Here is a 15,891-nt window from a genome sequence, read left to right as displayed (position 1 = left end):
TAGGCTAGGGAAGCCAGCGGCGCACCACGAAGCTCTTCTCCCCCGCGCTCCCTTTCGGGTAGCGGTCCGCCGGCTCCCTGGTCCGCATCAGTTTCTTCAGGGTCTCCTCTCTTGGGGAGACCACCACGCCGCGCTTCCCGCCGCCGCACCCCATCACGCTCTGGATGATGGAATCCTCGTCCAGCACCATCATCACGTGCCCCCTGTAGACCACGAGGTCCAGCGGCTCCAGCTTCTTCGCGATCTCCGCCGCGGTCAGCCCCGCCACCTTCACCCCCTTTCCGTAGCGGGTAAGGTAGGAGCTGTTCCTCGGGGTGTAGCCGTCGGTCGCCTCGTAGAGGAGCCCGGTGCAGTCCACCCCGTAGAGCGGATCCCCCTTGGGGTAGAGCGTCCTTAAAAGCGGCACCCCCTCCTTGAAGTTCCCCCCCCAGACGTAGGGCCTCCCCACCGCGGCGAGGAGCCTTTTGCGTATCTCCGCCGGTTCGGGGAGGGTCCGTTGCCGCTCGCGGGGCGCACCCTCCACCTTTTCCAGGAAGCGCGCGTCGACGAAGAGGCCAGTCTTCGTCGGGTAGGGGTAGTCGTTGGTGGTGACCCGGTACACCTTGACGCCGTCCGTTTCCTGCTCCCCCTCGATCCGGAAGAGGGTGCCGGGGAAGGCCACGAACTCGACCGGGCGCACCCCCTTGCAGGGGTCGAGCTTCACCTTGCCGCTGAAGGTCTTGGCGAACTCTGGGGTGTTGAGGACGGGGGTGGCGGCAATGGCGACGGCGTAGCGGGGGAGTTCTGAGGCATGGGCTGCCGGGGTCAATATGGGAAGCGCCAAGAGCGCAAGGAGCATCGTCTTCATCTTTTTATCCTATAGGGCTCCGGTGTTCGGCCCGAAGGCGACCGGAAGCGGCAAAAGGCGCGGCGCCTTGTCCTTCAAGATCGGCAAGAGCAGCTTCACTCCTTTGGGCTCGTTGCCGTTGCCGTGCACCAGGATGAAGCTGCCCTGGCGCGGGACCTCTCCTTTGGCAAGCCAGGCGTCGCTTCCGACCGGGATCAGCGAGAGCTCCTTGAGCCGCTGCATCAAGCCCCCGTCCGACACTAGTCCCGGGAAGCGGAAAAACGGGGAAGGGACTAACCCCTGGGAGAGCAGGAGCTCTTCGGTCTGAAGCACCTCCTGCAGCGGGTCGGTGCCGGGCGCCAGGAGGAAGTTCTCCGGCAGCGGCACCTTGGGATCGTAGTGGTGGTGGTAAGAGTGGTTCACCCAGGTGACGGCCAGCCTCCCTGCCGCAATCTCATCTTTGAGATAGGCAAGCTCCTGCGGATGGGTCGACAGCCACACTCCTGAGATCATCACCGCCACCGGGACGGCGCGGCCACGGCCCAGCGCCGCCGCGGCCTCGAAGAGGTCCCGCTCGAAGGGGCGCTTGGAGGGGCAGAGATCGACGGTGAGGAAAAGGCCCTCCACCTCGGTCTCGGCGCGGACCGCCCCGCCGTTTTGCAGCCGGTACGGAGGCGAGTTGTACCTCTCCAGCGCCCGGGCGAGCCTCGTGGAGCGGAAGAGGTCGGCGCCGGCGTCGCCGCTTTTTTTCACCGAGTCTGCAGGAAGGTCGTAGCTTGCAAGCGTTTCCGGGTCGACGACCAGAAGGCGCGGCACGCCGTCGCGTTCGAAGCTGCGGACCGCGAGGAGCCTTTTGCCGGCGCGGTCGCAAACCGGTTCCCGGATCACGCGGTAGCCGGTTATGCGCGCGGCATGGGCCGGGAGGACGCAGAAAACAAGCAATAGTGCCAGGGAAAGGCAAAGGGGGGGGAGTTTCGCCAGGAGGGTTCTGCTCATCATTTTTATTCCAAAACGCTGCGTAGCGCTGCCTCTATCTTGTCGACGTCGACCCGCGTGTCGATGCAGGGGCCGTAGGGGCGATCGTTCAGGACCCCGATCACCGGGAGGGGGTAACAGTCCTTGATGCCGGAGGTTAAGTCGCGCTCGCAGGCGACGGCCAGAACCAGCTTGGGGCGCTTCTCGATGATGACCTTGCGGGCCAGCGTGCCGCCGGTGGCGACGGACATCTCCACCTGGTACTTCTGCGCCAGGCCGGCGAGCCCCGTGATGTCGCACCTGCCGCAACGCAGACACTTGTTGATGTCGCCGGTGACCTTGATCTCGCACTGGGAGAGCTGCAGGCAGTGCGGGAGCAGGATCAGGATCCGGTCCGGCTTGACCTTGAGGCGCTGCGAGAGGACCAGGGAGTTGTTCATGGCGACGAAGGACTGGCGGATGGTGTCCTTGGATATGCCGCAGAGTTTGCCGATCTGCTCGATGAGCGGCAAAAGGAACTTGATCACCACCCCGCGCATGAACCTGGTGCCCAGGATGTCCTTGCCAAGGGCCGTGGTGAGCACCAAAAGGAGCGTGCCGAGGACCGCTGTCCCCGAGAGGACGGCGAACACTGTGCCGACGATGCGCGGCAGGTCGGGGTGGATGTTGGTGAGCCCCATGGTCGGGATCCACCACCCCAGGTAGATGAGCCCCACCACCAGCAGGCAGGTCACCCCCATGAGCGCCACGAAGAGGCGCTTCTGGGGAGGCCTCTGGTATGGCCCCTTATACCCCAACCGCAGCTTCCTTCTTTCCGAGGAAGCCCCCCGGCTGGAGTTTGTAACCGGCGAGGAAGTCGCCGGCAGGCAGGCGCTTCTTCCCTTCGAGCTGCAGCTCGGTTATCACCAGGCTCCCCTTGCCACAGGCGACCTCCAGCCCGTCGCGGCCGCAGGAGAGGATCTCGCCCGGAGTGCCGCTGCCGGAAGCGGTCTGTACCCGGAAGACCTTCAAGAACTTGTCATCCAGGAAGCTGTAGGCGCCGGGCCAGGGGGTCATGCCGCGGACCTGGTTCTTGATGGACTGCGCGTCGCGGCTCCAGTCGATCAGCCCGTCCTCTTTCTTCATTATCGGTGCGTAGCAGGTGAGGGCGTCGTCCTGCTTCTCCGGGACCAGTTCGCCCCGGGCCAGCCGGTCCAGCGTCTCGGCCAGGAGCTCGGCGCCCAGCTGCGACATCCGGTCGTGCAGGCTCTGGGTGTCCTCGTCCGGGTCGATGGGGGTAAACCGCTTCAGGAGCATGTCGCCGGTGTCGAGACCCACGTCCATCATCATGGTGGTGACCCCGGTCTCGGTCTCGCCGTTGATGATGCACCAGTTGAGCGGCGCCGCGCCGCGGTAGCGCGGCAGAAGCGAGGCGTGCACGTTGATGCAGCCGTACTTGGGGATGTCGAGCAGCGCCTTGGGCAGGATCTGCCCGAAAGCGATCACCACGATCAGGTCGGGCTCAAGGGCCCGGATCTCTTCGATCGACTCCGGGAGCCGCACCTTCACCGGCTGCAGCACCGGGATCCCGTGCTCCTCGGCCACGACCTTCACCGGCGGGGGGAGGGTCTGCTGCCCGCGTCCCTTGGGACGGTCGGGCTGCGTCACCACGGCCACCACCTGCTCGCCGCGATCGATCAGCGTGCGCAGCGTAGGGCAGGCGAATTCGGGGGTCCCCATGAAGATGATGCGCATTCCGGTCATCGATCGAGCTCCTTTGCTTCGTCCAGGGCGCGCTGGTAGCGCTTGCGGAAGATCCCCTTCTTGAGCGGGGAGAGGTGGTCTATGAAGAGGATGCCGTCCAGGTGATCGATCTCGTGCTGGAAAGCGATAGAGAGGAGGTCGTCGGCGCGGAAGGTGATTTCCTCACCGTCCAGGTTGAGCGCCTTAACCACGATGCGGGCGTGCCGGCGCACGTTGGCCGAGAATTTCGGGACCGACAGGCACCCTTCCTCCTCGAACGCCTCCCCCTCGGCGTGGACGATCTCGGGGTTGATGGCCACGATCAGCTCGGGCTTCTCGTCCTTTCCCGATACGTCGATGACTATGATGCGCTGGTGCACCCCTATCTGGGGGGCGGCCAAGCCCACTCCAGGCGCGTCGTACATGGTCTCGGCCATGTCCTGTGCCAGCTCGCGTGTCTTTTCCGTGATAACTGTAACCGGCAGTGAGCGTTTTTTAAGCTCGGGGTCCGGATAGGTGAGTATTCTTCGTATCATACTGTCCTTCCTTTGTCTTCAGGCTGTCGCGCCACTATATAAACTTGCCGGCAAAAAATCAACGAGATACTCATGAGCAAGGCCGCTGCAGCAGGGGGGAATACGGAGGCCGCCGGCACCTTCCCTGCCCCGTTGAAAACCCTGCCTAGAGGATTCGGAAAGGGGATTACGAAATATCACATAGAAATTTTCCTGTTGCCGGAAGCCTGCAGAACTGTTAGTCTATAAATCGGCACCAATTCAACGCTTGTACGAAATGGTCACGAGTGCCCCACCCTCTGTGTGTGATATGAAGTAATACCTTCGGAGATAATGATGCCGTCAACTGACTACCATGCAGAAACCGGAGTGAGGATCAAGAAGGCAAGGCTCGCGCTTGGGCTCACCCAGAAGGAGTTCGCCGCCTCCCTGGGGATCGTCCAGGGGTTTCTGAGCGGCATCGAAACCGGCAGGAAGCGCCCCTCGGACACGCTGCTGATCGCCCTCTCGCACACCTTCGGCATCAACGCCCAGTGGCTGCGGGACGGCAGCGGCGAGAGCTTCAAGAACGATCTCGCAGCGGACCAGCCCCAAAGCTGCCGCGCTCCGCTGCTGGACGTGATACCGGACAGCTTCCCCGAAGACCCCGGCACCATACGCCGCTACGTCTCGGTGCCCGACCTGCCCGAAGGGTGCTACGCCATCGTCTGCTACGGAGATTTCATGTCCCCGACCATCCGTGACGGCGACGTGGTGATCTTCAAGCCTTATAGCGAACAGAAGAAAAGCGGCGACATCATCATCGTCCACAACCGATGGGGAGAGCCGATCCTGCGCAGGTACCGGATCAAGGACGACGAGGTGTACCTGGCCCCCGACAACCCCGCTTACGCCCCCTTCCGCCCCGACGACGGCACCCGCACCATCGGCATCGTGGTGGATGTCTGGCGCAAGGTGATCATCTAAACCATTGCCTCCAGGAGAGTCCGGGCGCACACTTTCGGCGCCCGGGCCTTCAACCGGCAAAGAGCCGGAACTCCACTCCAGACCATGGCGGCGAGGACGGCGGAAGCCGTCTCCCGCGTCAAAATCCCGTCTCACTCCCCATTAAAGTCAAAAAAACCTGCGCCGAAAAAGAGGGAACCCCCAACCGAACCCCTTCAATTCCAGCAACTTACCCAAAAGGAACGCATCTTGCTTCTCATGAAACGCTAAAGCCGGCATGACCGCCTGGAGGGTTTGCGTGAAACAGCAAGAAACCGTGGAAACTCTGAGATCTTTTGGAAGCAGCGCCCTTTTGGACGCCGATGCGGCGCTGCCGCGGCTCCTCGCCGCAGGGCGGGCCGACTCACCCTCAGCTGCCGTAAACCGCAGGCTTACCCGCTCGCGCCACCTCTGGACCCGCGAAGACGGCTTCACCATGGCCGGGGCCAGAAGGTAACCCTCCCACAGAATCCCCGTTACGACACCAGCTTCTTCCCCAAAAGGCGCGCCTTGGCCCGGATACCCGGACCCGGCTCCTGCCGTTTCTCCCGGGCCGCGAGGCCGACCATGATTACCCCAACCGTCCTCCCCCCCAGAAGTTCCGCAGCCTGACGCAGCACCTTCACGATCGGGGTCAGAAACCGCGCCATGAAGGCGGGCGCCGCGCTGGAAGCGATGAGCACCGCGCGCCGCGGCCTCTCCTTGCTGCGCAGCTTGGGCGCGGCCATCCCCCAGGGCCAGTAGGCATAGCAGACCAGGCGCTCAATGAAGCGCTTCATGAGCGCCGTGACGGTGCCGAAGTTCATGGGCGAGGCGAGCACTACTGCGTCCGCACTTTCGACCAGGTCCAGCACCCTCACCATCTGGTCCGCGATGGGGCAGATGCCGCGCGCCCCCTCCCTTTCCTGTGTGCAGAGCCGGCAGTTGGTGCAGAACTCGATCTGCGTGTCCAGGAGGTAAAGCTTCTCGACCTGGGCCCCTTCACTTGCGGCCGCAGCCAATAGCTCGTCCACGACCTGGTCGACCACGCCCCCCCTGCGGTAACTGCCGACTATGGCGACTACCTTCCTCTGGCCAGCCATGGCGCCTCCGGGGTGAAGCAAGGGATCTTCACTTGAGACCGCGTCCCTTCTATTGTCCCTGCTCCTCACGCGCCTTTTGCTCCTCGCGCGCCTTCTGCTCCAATTTCCGCCTGCGCCGGCCTCCGACAAACGACTCCTCGATCACGATGGCGACGAACAAAACCACGAACAGGGCGAAGATCACCCCGAGAACCTTGAACAGCAATGTCATACTGCGGCACTCCTTTTCCGATGAACCCTTTTGCCACCGGGAAAATCCGGGAAAGCAAGAAAGAGAAAAGCTCATGTCTTGCGGGTTCACCGGTTTTCTCAGATGTACTCAGAGCTTTTCCTTGCCAGTGATCCGGCTTTCCCGGCGCAAGCAAGGGACGTTAATACCCCGGCCCGGGAACGGTGTCAAGGCAAAGCGGCTAGGACCCTCCGGTGAGCTTCTTCCAGCCGTTTCCGGCAAGCTCCAGTACCCCGCTCATGCTTCTTTGGTAGAACTTCCGGACCGGGATCCGGTTCACCAGTATCCCCTCTTCGCCCTGCTCCAGGCTCACCTGGTCCCCGGACCTCAGCTGCACCACCTCCCGGTAATGCTCGCCGCCCACCCCGAAGAGGAAGGAGTGGCGGACAGCGTCCACCAGGCAGGAAACGATGATGATGATCCCCTCGGGGGCGCCGGTCTTGAAGTCGAAGCGGGTGGTGGCGGCGACGAAGCGTCCCTGCACCTCCCCCGCGCCTTTCAGGAGTTCGCCCACGGTCATCTGCTTTGGCTTCATGCGCCCGAGAGGCGGCAGCCCCCAGGGGGAGAGCGCCGGGCGGGGGCGCTGCCGGTAGTGGCTCGCCCGCTCCAAAAGCGTCACCACGTTGTTGTTGATCGGTCCGCCGATGGAGTGGGCGAGCCCCATGTCGAAGCGCCCCCCGGTGATGAGCCGGTGGTTCTCGACGATCTGGATCATGCCGGTCGCCCCCAGCGGATGGCCGCGCCCCTTGAGCCCCCCCGTTATGTTGGTCGGGAACGCCCCATTCTCGCCGGTCAATTCGTCGTTCAAGAGCCCTTCCAAGATCCGTCGCCGGTGCACGAAGCCGAGATCGACCATATTGATCGGCCCGAAACCGTTGAACGGATCGTGCATGTTCACGTGGATCTTCCCGGCGAAATCGGTGATCTTCTTGATCCCCGCCATGGCGTAGGCCTCGGCCGCGGCGCGCACCGTGGCGGGGAAGCTGTGGAAGTAGGGGCGGTCGGCGATGGTGGGGATGTCTGTGGCGCTTCCGACGCCCGAGACGATCACCTCGTGCGGGGTCGCTGAGAGGAGCACCGCCGCCACCCCGTCGGACATGGGGCAGAAGTCGTGGTAGCGCAGGGGCCACCAGTAGCGGTAGTTCTTGCCGGTGACGATCTGGCGGTAGTAATCCTCGAGCGGGATCTCGAAACCGAGGTGCGCCTCGGGGTTTTTCGCGGCAAAGCGGTGCGCCCGCTGGGTCAAAAGGGCGGAGAAGGCGGTCCACTCCTCTGTGGAGAGCTTCAGCCGCTCGATCAGGGAGCGCGCCACGAGCGCGCCGCAGGCCGGCATGGAGAGCCCGAACTCCGCCTCGTCCTTGTCGATCACCCCGGCGACGATGCGGGTGGCCTGCCCGGTGGGGACGTCGCTCATCTTCTGGATGCCGATGGCGAGGACGTGGTCGCAGCGCCCGGAGGCGATCTGAAGGTAGGCGTACTCGAGGGCCGACGCCCCGGAAGAGGAGGCGGTGTCGATGAGCACCGATTTGGCGCCGGAGATCCCGAGGACCCCGGCGATCTTCGCCGCGGTGTTGTCGACCCCGGAGAAAGCGACCGGGTTCTGGCAGCCGACTATGACGGCATTTATATCGGAGCGCTTGAGCCTGCTGCCGGCAAAAACCTCCCCCGCCTTTTCGGCCATCTCCAGAAAGCTCAGCCCCTCGCGCTCGCGCCCGTTGTAGCGCCCGACCGGAGCCATGAAAGAGGAGGCGACATAGACCTCCCGAGGCTTGAATTGCTGCGTCACATGCCCCCCTTTAAGCGGGCCCGCGGCCCGGCAAAACGGCCGAATACCGCTTGCCAGCGCCCGCCCACTCTGCTATGTATTGAAACGCTTTCGCACAATATCATCTAAGGCGGTTCCAATGGTAGAAAAAATTAAGAATATCGTGGTATTCGTCAACGACTTCCCGGCTGCGCGCAGGTTTTACCGCGAGCAGCTCGGTCTCGCCCCCGGGCAGGAGACCGAATACATGATGGAGTTCCTTCCCGCCGAGGGGACCGCACTCGGCGTAGCACTTGCCATGCACGAGGACGCGAAGAAGCTCGTCGGCCGCCACACCGGCATCACCTTGAACGTCAAGGGGCTCGAGGAGCTCTGCGCCAAGCTGAGCGCCGCGGGGGCCCGCTTCACCGAGCCGCTGATGGTGACCCCCTACGGGAAGATGGCCGTAGTGGCCGACCCGGACGGCAACGAGTTCGCTCTGGTGGAGATGTGAGGCTTTCCGCCTCTCTGCTCCTGATAGCGCTTGCCGCAGGCGCGGCCTACGCGGCCCCTCCCGCGCCGCGCCCCTATAGCGGCTGCGGCATCCTTAAGCTGAGGCAGTGGGGGGCGCTGGAGCCGGAGCCCCTTGCGCTTTACCGCGAGCCGGGGCTTTTGCGTGTCGCCGAAAAGAGCGCAGCTGCGCTGCCGCGGTTGGCGGGCGACGGACTGGAGCCGCTTCTGGCCGCAAGCGAGCGGCGCGGCAGATGGACAAGGCTCTCGCTCGACGACGCGGGACGGCAGGGGTGGCTGGAGCAGCAACGCGGCTGGGACTATGCGAGCTGGGACGAATTCCTTCCCGGCCGCACAGTCCGCGTGCTCCCTGGGCTCAAGAAGGGGTGGTACTCGCTGAAGGGTGCGCCCGCAGAAGATGCGGCGGAAATCGCCTCGCTTACCCGGGACCAGCTGGTGCAGGTTATGGAAGTCGAGGAGGACTGGGTGAAGCTGGAGCGTCCCTCCGGCTGGTTCAGGTGGCGCGACCCCGACGGGCGTCTCACCGTATCCTTGCAGAGCTCCCGCTAATCACCCTGAATCCCCCTTACGGAGAGGGACTTTTTTCGGGTCCTCCGGAGTAAGATCTCCAGATTCATGAAAAACATTGACATCCAGATATCCTCATGCTATTTGAGGCGTCATGTATACTAACAGCGTTACATCTCGTGGCTCCGTCCACGCGGCAGCAGCGGCCAGACCCTTCTAGAGCCGCCACTGCTGATTCAGAAAACAAGAAACTGAAGGCCGTGGGGGACCCCCGCGGCCTTTTTTTATACAAAATCCGGCTTCGGCTGTAATAAACGCATAACGTCCTAGGGGGAAAAAGAATGCGCAACGAGATCGTCGCTCCCGGCGCGGGAGAACTGACCTACGAAATCAGGAACATCGTTACAGTTGCCGAGAAGGTGCAACGCTTAGGGGTGAAGATCAACTGGGAGAACATAGGCGACCCCATCGTCAAGGGCGAGAACATCCCGCTCTGGATGAAGGAGATCGTGGCTGCCGAGGCGATGAACGACGACAGTTACGCCTACTGCCCGACCCGCGGCGTCCTGGAAACCCGCGAGTTCATCTGCGAGCTCACCAACAAGCGCGGCGGCGCGCAGATCACCCCCGACGACATCATCTTCTTCAACGGCCTGGGCGACGCCATCGCCAAGGTGTACGGCAACCTGCGCCCCGAAAGCCGCGTGCTCATGCCCTCCCCCACCTACACCACCCACTCCATCGGCGAGGCGGCCCACGCCAACGCGGTGCCGGTCTGCTACCGCTTGAAGCCCGAGGACAACTGGTACCCAGACATGGACGACCTCGAGTGCCACGTGAAGTACAACCCGCAGATCGCGGGGATCATGATGATCAACCCGGACAACCCGACCGGCATGGTGTACCCGGTGGAGGTGCTGAAGCAGATCGTCGAGATCGCGAGGAAATACGACCTGTTCATCATCGCCGACGAGGTGTACAGCAACATCGTCTACAACGGCGAGAAGACGGTCCCCATCTCCGACGTGATCGGAGAGGTCCCCGCCATCGCCATGAAGGGTATCTCGAAAGAGCTCCCCTGGCCCGGGTCCCGCTGCGGCTGGATCGAGGTATACAACGCCGACCGCGACGCGCGTTTCAACAAGTTCGTCAACGCCATCCTCTCCTCGAAGATGAACGAGGTCTGCTCCACCACGCTGCCGCAGCGCTGCCTGCCGGCCGTGATGAAGCACCCCGAGTACCACAACTACCTGAACGAGCGCATCACCCGCTACGAGCGAATGAGCAACATCACCTACGAGGCGCTCTCGAAGGTGCCGGAGCTGGCGGTGAACCGCACCAACGGCGCCTTCTACATGGCGGTCCCCTTCAAGCCGGGGGTCCTGAACGGCACCCAGACCCTCCCCATCAAGAACCCGGAGATCCGGGAGCTGGTGGAGGGGATCGTGAACCAGCCGGGGGTGGCGCCGGACAAGCGCTTCGTCTACTACATCCTGGCGCACACCGGGATCTGCGTGGTTCCCCTCTCCTCCTTCAACACGGAGCTTCTGGGGTTCAGGGTCACCCTTCTGGAGCGCGACGAGGCGGAATGCCGCAGGATCTACCGTACCTTGACCGAGAACATCGCCACCTACCTCGCCTCGTCGAAGTAGCCGAAAAAGCCCCGCCGCAAGCGGGGCTTTTTCTTTGCTGGACCAGCGACGGCCCTCCGCTAGTTCGTCCGCGAAGAGGCCAAAAAACAAATCCCCCCTGCCCCCCTCCCGCCTTCGCGGACCGAAACGCTACGGCGCGCAGGCCCGTCGCGAAGGGGGAACGTCAGGCCTGGCGCGCGCTTCGTGGGCAAAAGTGATCCACGTTCCTCACAATTACCGAAGAACCTTTTCAAGGAGGAATCGGCCCCTTTTCCCCGGGGGAAAAGAGGAGGTGGGAGCGTGCAGGAAGCGCCGGCTGGAGAAGGGGGACAAGGCTGCGTGTTGATTGACTTTAGCGGCGCAACTATGGTATTCCTTTTTCCATTTGCGCTCGCGTCCCACCAATTTCCCCAGCAGAGGTTCCAATGTCCTCGAGCAAGCGAGGCAGGCGGCAGTGCCCGGCAAAGGGCGACCCACGATGGTAGACGGTTTGAAAGGCGGCACCGAAGCCGACATCGCCCCGGAAACCTTCGACGTCATAGGCCGCGTCCTGAAGGCGCGCTCCGGCTTCACCCTGGACGGTTACAAGGACAAATGCGTCAAAAGGCGCATACACATCAGGGTCCGCGCCACCCAGTCCCCCTCCCCCGAGGCGTACGGCCTGCTTTTGACCGAGAGCCCAGCCGAGCAGGAGCGCCTGCTGCGGGTGCTCACCATCCACGTTTCCCACTTCTTCCGGAACCCCACAGTCTTCGAAAGGCTTGCCGTCGAGATCCTGCCGCAGCTCCTGGCCGAGCGCGGGGAACTCAACATACTGAGCGTCGGCTGCGCGGGGGGCGAGGAGCCGTACACGCTGGCCCTGATCCTCAGGGAGCGTTTTCCCCAGGCGCTGGAAGAGGGGCGCATCTCGCTTCGCGCCGTGGACGTCGACGCCTCGACCCTGGAGCAGGCAAGAGAAGGGCTCTACCACCCGGACCGGCTGGCCGAGGTCCCGCCCGAGCTCTTGTCGCGCTGGTTCACCCCGCACGACGGGCGCTTGCGCCTGGCCCGGGAGATCCGCTCCCTGGTAAGCTTCAGCCAGGCTGACCTGAACCAGCCGCAGGAGTGGCCGCGCTGCGACCTGGTGCTTTGCCGCAACGTGCTGATCTATTTCGAGAGAGAGCGCCAGGAGACCGTCCTGAACGGCTTCGCCGATGCACTGGTCCCTGGCGGTTACCTGGTGCTGGGGAAGTCGGAGACGCTTTTTGGCACCCCCCGCCACCGTTTCAAGACCTTCTGCCCCGTGGAGCGCATCTACCGGGCCATCGCCTAACCAGCAGAAAAAGGAGTTCGACCCAATGTACATTCAGATCGGGTACAAGTTCATCCTCGGATTTTTGACCGTCGTCGCGGCCGTAGCCTTTGTCCCCTCGTGGGTGGCTGCCTTGGAATACTCCCCCGAAATCACCAACGTGCTCTCCTACGTGGTCGCGCTCACCATAGGGCTCATCCTGGGCTCCTTCTTCTCCAAGAGCTTCACAAAGAACATCGCCCTTCTGCGCGGGGCCACCGAGTCGATCAGCGAAGGGGACCTCTCCAGCGACCTCGAATTCCCGGTCACCCGCTTCCCCGACGAGACCCACAGCATGGCCGTCTCCATCAACGCCATGCTGGCGAGCCTGAGAACCCTGGTGCTCCAGATCAGGGAGACGGCGGAAAGGGTGTCGGAATCCTCCAGGACCCTCAACTCCACGGCGCTGGAGATAAACGCCTCCACCGAAGAGGTGGCACAGGCGATCGAGCAGATCTCCGGCGGCGCCGAGACCCAGGCTGAAATGCTCTCCCGCAGCTCCAAGGTGATCCACGAGATGGCCATCTCGGTCGACCTCGTGGCGCGCCGGGCCAGGGAAACAGCCAAGGCCGCGCGCGAGACCAGCATCACCGCGCAGCGCGGCGGCGATCTCGCCAACGACTCGCTGGAGCGGATGAAGAGCTTCTTCGACAGCGTCGAGCTGATCGGGATGCAGTTCATGGACTTGAACGGCAAGCTGCAGCAGGTAGGGAAGATCGCTGACTTCATCGTGGACATGGCGCGCCAGACGAACCTCCTAGCCCTGAACGCCTCCATCGAGGCGGCCCGCGCCGGCGAATACGGCAAGGGGTTCGGCGTCGTGGCCGAAGAGGTGAGAAAGCTCGCCGACGGCAGCGCGAAGAGCGCCACCGACATCGTCGAGATGATCGACCTGGTGAAGATGGAAAGCCGGAAGCTCCAGGAGACCATCACCGACAGCTCGCGCGGCATCATCGCCGGCAAGAAGAACGTCGACACCACGGCGGAAGCGTTCCGGGAGATCCTCGCCACCGTCGTCGACACCGAGCGCAAGGCCAACTCCATCGCCGACCTGTCGCAGATGCAGACCACCGGCGCGGAAAAGATGGTGAGCATGGTCGACGAGATAGCCAAGGTGGCCGAGGACAACGCCGCCTCCACCGAGGAGGTCTCCGCCGCGACCGAGGAGCAGCATTCCGCCATGCAGGAGATGGTGTTCCAGACCCAGGAGCTCTCCAAGCTCGCCGAGGAACTGCTCCGCTCCGTGGAGAGGTTCCAGGTGCAAGGGGAGCCGGGGCTGTGATCCCGGAGCGGCTGATCCTTTTCACCCTGGGGGGAGAGGAGCTCGCCTTGAGCCTGCAGCAGATAGGCGAGGTGATGGAGCCCCAGAGAAGCTACCCGTTCGCGGGCGCCCCGGCGCATTACCTCGGGCTGATCAATTTCCACGGCAACCTCACCGCTCTCGTGGACCTGGCGCTTTACCTGGGCCTCAAGAGCCGGCCGCTTCCCGGCAAGCTCCTCGTGCTCGACCCGAGGCTCGCCCACCTGGCGCTCAAGGTCGACGCGGTGAGCGCCATCATCGCCTCCGACCTCGTCACCGGTGAAGAGCCCGGGGACGGCCCGCTCACCGAGGCGTACCTGGAGACCCCCAGGGGGCGCGTGCGCCTTTTGCAGCTGGAGGCGCTGATCAGCGGACTGGAGGAGGGACTTTCCCAGTCCCCGCCCCGCATGCAGTCGTAGTGGCTCAAGATTCGAAGCAACCAGGAGGAAAGCTATGGCCACGACGGTCATGATAGTTGACGATTCTTTATTCATGAGAAAGATGCTCCGCGACATCCTCAGCGAAGAGGGGTACGAAGTGATCGCCGAGGCGTCCGACGGCGACGAGGCGGTGGCAAAGTACCGGGAATGCCGCCCAGACCTCGTCACGCTGGACATCGTGATGCCCAATAAGACCGGCATCGAGGCGCTGCAGATAATCATGGCGCTCAACCCGCAGGCGCGCGTGGTGATGTGCTCGGCCATCGGGCAGGAATCGATGACCGAGGCGGCCGCCAAGGCCGGGGCCAAGGCGTTCATCCTGAAACCGTTCAACCCCGAGCTCGTGGCGCGCACCCTGAAGGAAGTGGCCGAGGGATAGCGGATGGACATGTCGCAGTACAAAAGCCTCTTCCTCTCCGAGAGCAGGGAGTACCTGAAGACCATCGCAGACCAGGTGGTCGCCCTGGAGCAGTCCCCGGTGGAGAGAAGCGCCGTCGACGCCCTGTTCAGGGGAGCCCATTCGCTCAAGGGGATGGCCGCCTCCATGGAGTACGGCGACGTGGTGGTGGTCGCACACAGCATGGAGGACCTGATGGCGCGGGTCCGTGAGGGGGCGCTCTCTTTCGAGGCGGGGGTGGCCGACCTGCTCCTTGAAGGGGTGGACCTGATCGACGCCATGCTCTCCGACGTGGAGGCGGACCGCGAGTGCACCCGCCCCCCGGGGGACTTCGCCGAGAGACTCAGGGGATACACGCCCGCGCCTGCGAAGCAGCAGGGAGCGCCGGCGGGAGAGCCCCCGGCGGAGCACCCGGCGCCCCAGGCGGGGACAGCGCCTGCGGCCGAGCCCGAGAAGGCGAAGGAGCCGGCGGGCGAGGCGAGCGGCACGGTGCGGGTGCATACCGAGCTCCTGGACCACCTGATCAACCTGACCGGCGAGCTGATCACCAACAAGCACCGGCTCTTGAACGTGGCGCAGGAAGTGGCTAGCCCAGCCTTGAACGACGCGGTCTCCGAAACGGGAAAGCTTCTGCGCGCCCTGCACGACGAGGTCATGAAGGTGCGCCTTATGCCCTTCGAGGCGATCTGCGACCGCTTCCAGCGCTCGGTCCGAAGCCTCGCCAAGAAAAGCGGCAAGGAGATCAACTTCGAGCTCTCCGGCCGCGAGATCGGCATGGACCGTGGCATGCTGGAGCAGCTGGTCGACCCGCTGAACCACATCCTCAGAAACGCCGTCGACCACGGCATGGAGGAGAGCGCCGAGCGGGCGACGCAGGGCAAGCCCCCGCGCGGGACGGTGAGGCTCACGGTCTCACGCGACCGGGACCGGATCTCGATCCAGGTAAGCGACGACGGCCGTGGGATGGAGCCGCAGAAGATGATCGAAGCGGCTATCGCCAAGGGGGTGATCACCCCCGAGGAGGGGGCGCTCCTGTCGCCGCGCCAGGCGCTGATGCTCTCCTGCATCCCCGGCTTCTCTACCGCCAAGGTCGTCACCGACATCTCGGGGCGCGGCGTCGGCATGGACGCGGTCAACGCGGCGATCCAAAAGCTTGGGGGGACCCTGGTGATCGAGAGCGAGCCCGGGCAGGGGAGCACCTTCACCCTCAGGCTCCCCATGATCATCGCCATCATCCACGGGCTGGTGGTGCAGTGCGGTCGGGTGAAGGCAGCGGTGCCGGTGACCGCGGTGCTGCGCACCGTGGAGCTCGCACGCCACGAGATCGAGACCATGGGGAAGCGGCAGATGTTCCAGCTGGAGGGCGAGGCGATCCCGCTTCTGAGCCTGAACCGGATCCTGGGACTCCCCCTGGGGCGCTTTCCCAGCGGGATCCTGCCGCTATTCGTGACCGAGGCGAAGGGGCGGCGGGTCGGCATCGTGGTGGACCGGTTCCTGGGACAGCACGAACTTTTCGTAAAACCGTTCGGCAGGCCGCTTTGCAAGATGGCCGGTCTTGCCGGCGGGGCGACCCTCGGCGACGGGGAGATCGTCACCATCCTCGACCTGGCGGGCCTTTTGTGATCCTGGCGGCGCAAAAACTGCCACCCCGCGGCTTCGGCCGGGGCAACGTCTAACC

At 64.0% G+C, this 15,891-nt stretch carries 18 protein-coding genes; 10 read left to right on the top strand and 8 right to left on the bottom strand.

The genetic code is table 11. The annotated features are described in order from the left end of the window. Positions 1-4 precede the first annotated feature (4 nt). The 5 genes from GEOBRER4_RS03280 to def are packed head-to-tail and all read right to left on the bottom strand — an operon-like array spanning position 5 to position 4,059. The gene (locus tag GEOBRER4_RS03280) at positions 5-847 is read right to left on the bottom strand and encodes an NlpC/P60 family protein (RefSeq protein WP_185244215.1); all 843 of its coding nucleotides are present in this window, start codon (positions 845-847) and stop codon (positions 5-7) included. A 9-nt stretch (positions 848-856) separates the two neighbouring features. Further along, the gene (locus GEOBRER4_RS03275; RefSeq protein ID WP_226377874.1) at positions 857-1,825 is read right to left on the bottom strand and encodes a polysaccharide deacetylase family protein; all 969 of its coding nucleotides are present in this window, start codon (positions 1,823-1,825) and stop codon (positions 857-859) included. 2 nt (positions 1,826-1,827) lie between these two features. After that, positions 1,828-2,598, bottom strand: coding sequence for a DUF116 domain-containing protein (locus tag GEOBRER4_RS03270; RefSeq protein ID WP_185244214.1), 771 nt, complete (start codon positions 2,596-2,598; stop codon positions 1,828-1,830). Further along, complete coding sequence (fmt, locus tag GEOBRER4_RS03265; RefSeq protein ID WP_185244213.1) at positions 2,588-3,544, bottom strand: methionyl-tRNA formyltransferase; 957 nt, start codon at positions 3,542-3,544, stop codon at positions 2,588-2,590. The genes GEOBRER4_RS03270 and fmt overlap by 11 nt, the downstream gene beginning before the upstream one ends. Next, positions 3,541-4,059, bottom strand: a complete 519-nt coding sequence (def, locus tag GEOBRER4_RS03260) for a peptide deformylase (protein ID WP_185244212.1) — start codon at positions 4,057-4,059, stop codon at positions 3,541-3,543. Before def ends, fmt begins: the two co-directional genes overlap by 4 nt. 315 nt (positions 4,060-4,374) lie before the next feature. Here def and GEOBRER4_RS03255 point away from each other — a divergent pair, with 315 nt between their 5' ends. Both GEOBRER4_RS03255 and GEOBRER4_RS03250 read left to right on the top strand, forming a co-directional pair. Continuing rightward, positions 4,375-5,004 carry a LexA family protein gene (locus GEOBRER4_RS03255; protein ID WP_085813891.1) on the top strand — a complete coding sequence of 210 codons (630 nt, stop codon included), beginning with the start codon at positions 4,375-4,377 and terminating at the stop codon, positions 5,002-5,004. A gap of 277 nt (positions 5,005-5,281) precedes the next feature. Continuing rightward, positions 5,282-5,479 (top strand): hypothetical protein, encoded by a 198-nt coding sequence (locus tag GEOBRER4_RS03250; RefSeq protein WP_185244211.1) that lies wholly within the window; start codon positions 5,282-5,284, stop codon positions 5,477-5,479. A gap of 19 nt (positions 5,480-5,498) precedes the next feature. Here the strand turns inward: GEOBRER4_RS03250 and GEOBRER4_RS03245 are convergent, their stop codons facing one another. From GEOBRER4_RS03245 to GEOBRER4_RS03235, 3 genes are all read right to left on the bottom strand, one after another. Beyond that, on the bottom strand, positions 5,499-6,104 hold the full coding sequence (locus GEOBRER4_RS03245) for a flavodoxin family protein (RefSeq protein ID WP_185244210.1): 606 nt from the start codon (positions 6,102-6,104) through the stop codon (positions 5,499-5,501). Positions 6,105-6,153: 49 nt separating this feature from the next. Next, entirely contained in the window at positions 6,154-6,315 is a 162-nt protein-coding gene (locus GEOBRER4_RS03240) for a hypothetical protein (RefSeq protein WP_162843108.1), read from the bottom strand. 199 nt (positions 6,316-6,514) lie between these two features. Next, on the bottom strand, positions 6,515-8,119 hold the full coding sequence (locus tag GEOBRER4_RS03235) for a thiolase family protein (RefSeq protein WP_185244209.1): 1,605 nt from the start codon (positions 8,117-8,119) through the stop codon (positions 6,515-6,517). Between the two features lie 118 nt (positions 8,120-8,237). Here GEOBRER4_RS03235 and GEOBRER4_RS03230 point away from each other — a divergent pair, with 118 nt between their 5' ends. The 8 genes from GEOBRER4_RS03230 (at position 8,238) to GEOBRER4_RS03195 (ending at position 15,836) form a co-directional block, all read left to right on the top strand. Next, positions 8,238-8,591: a VOC family protein gene (locus tag GEOBRER4_RS03230; protein ID WP_185244208.1), complete on the top strand. Its 354-nt coding sequence runs from the start codon at positions 8,238-8,240 to the stop codon at positions 8,589-8,591. Next, positions 8,588-9,157 carry an SH3 domain-containing protein gene (locus tag GEOBRER4_RS03225; RefSeq protein ID WP_185244207.1) on the top strand — a complete coding sequence of 190 codons (570 nt, stop codon included), beginning with the start codon at positions 8,588-8,590 and terminating at the stop codon, positions 9,155-9,157. Before GEOBRER4_RS03230 ends, GEOBRER4_RS03225 begins: the two co-directional genes overlap by 4 nt. Positions 9,158-9,456: 299 nt before the next feature. Beyond that, positions 9,457-10,767: a pyridoxal phosphate-dependent aminotransferase gene (locus tag GEOBRER4_RS03220; protein WP_085813896.1), complete on the top strand. Its 1,311-nt coding sequence runs from the start codon at positions 9,457-9,459 to the stop codon at positions 10,765-10,767. Between the two features lie 457 nt (positions 10,768-11,224). Next, on the top strand, positions 11,225-12,058 hold the full coding sequence (locus GEOBRER4_RS03215) for a CheR family methyltransferase (protein WP_085813897.1): 834 nt from the start codon (positions 11,225-11,227) through the stop codon (positions 12,056-12,058). Positions 12,059-12,083: 25 nt separating this feature from the next. Continuing rightward, positions 12,084-13,358 carry a methyl-accepting chemotaxis protein gene (locus tag GEOBRER4_RS03210; protein ID WP_185244206.1) on the top strand — a complete coding sequence of 425 codons (1,275 nt, stop codon included), beginning with the start codon at positions 12,084-12,086 and terminating at the stop codon, positions 13,356-13,358. Further along, positions 13,355-13,795, top strand: coding sequence for a chemotaxis protein CheW (locus GEOBRER4_RS03205; RefSeq protein ID WP_085813899.1), 441 nt, complete (start codon positions 13,355-13,357; stop codon positions 13,793-13,795). The genes GEOBRER4_RS03210 and GEOBRER4_RS03205 overlap by 4 nt, the downstream gene beginning before the upstream one ends. Positions 13,796-13,829: 34 nt before the next feature. After that, a complete protein-coding gene (locus GEOBRER4_RS03200) occupies positions 13,830-14,195 on the top strand; it encodes a response regulator (RefSeq protein ID WP_185244205.1) in 366 nt (121 codons plus the stop codon). 9 nt (positions 14,196-14,204) lie between these two features. Next, positions 14,205-15,836 (top strand): chemotaxis protein CheA, encoded by a 1,632-nt coding sequence (locus GEOBRER4_RS03195; RefSeq protein ID WP_226377873.1) that lies wholly within the window; start codon positions 14,205-14,207, stop codon positions 15,834-15,836. Positions 15,837-15,891 lie beyond the last annotated feature (55 nt).

Source organism: Citrifermentans bremense (genome assembly GCF_014218275.1).
GTDB lineage: Bacteria > Desulfobacterota > Desulfuromonadia > Geobacterales > Geobacteraceae > Geomonas > Geomonas pelophila.
This window is presented reverse-complemented; position numbering and strand designations above follow the sequence as displayed.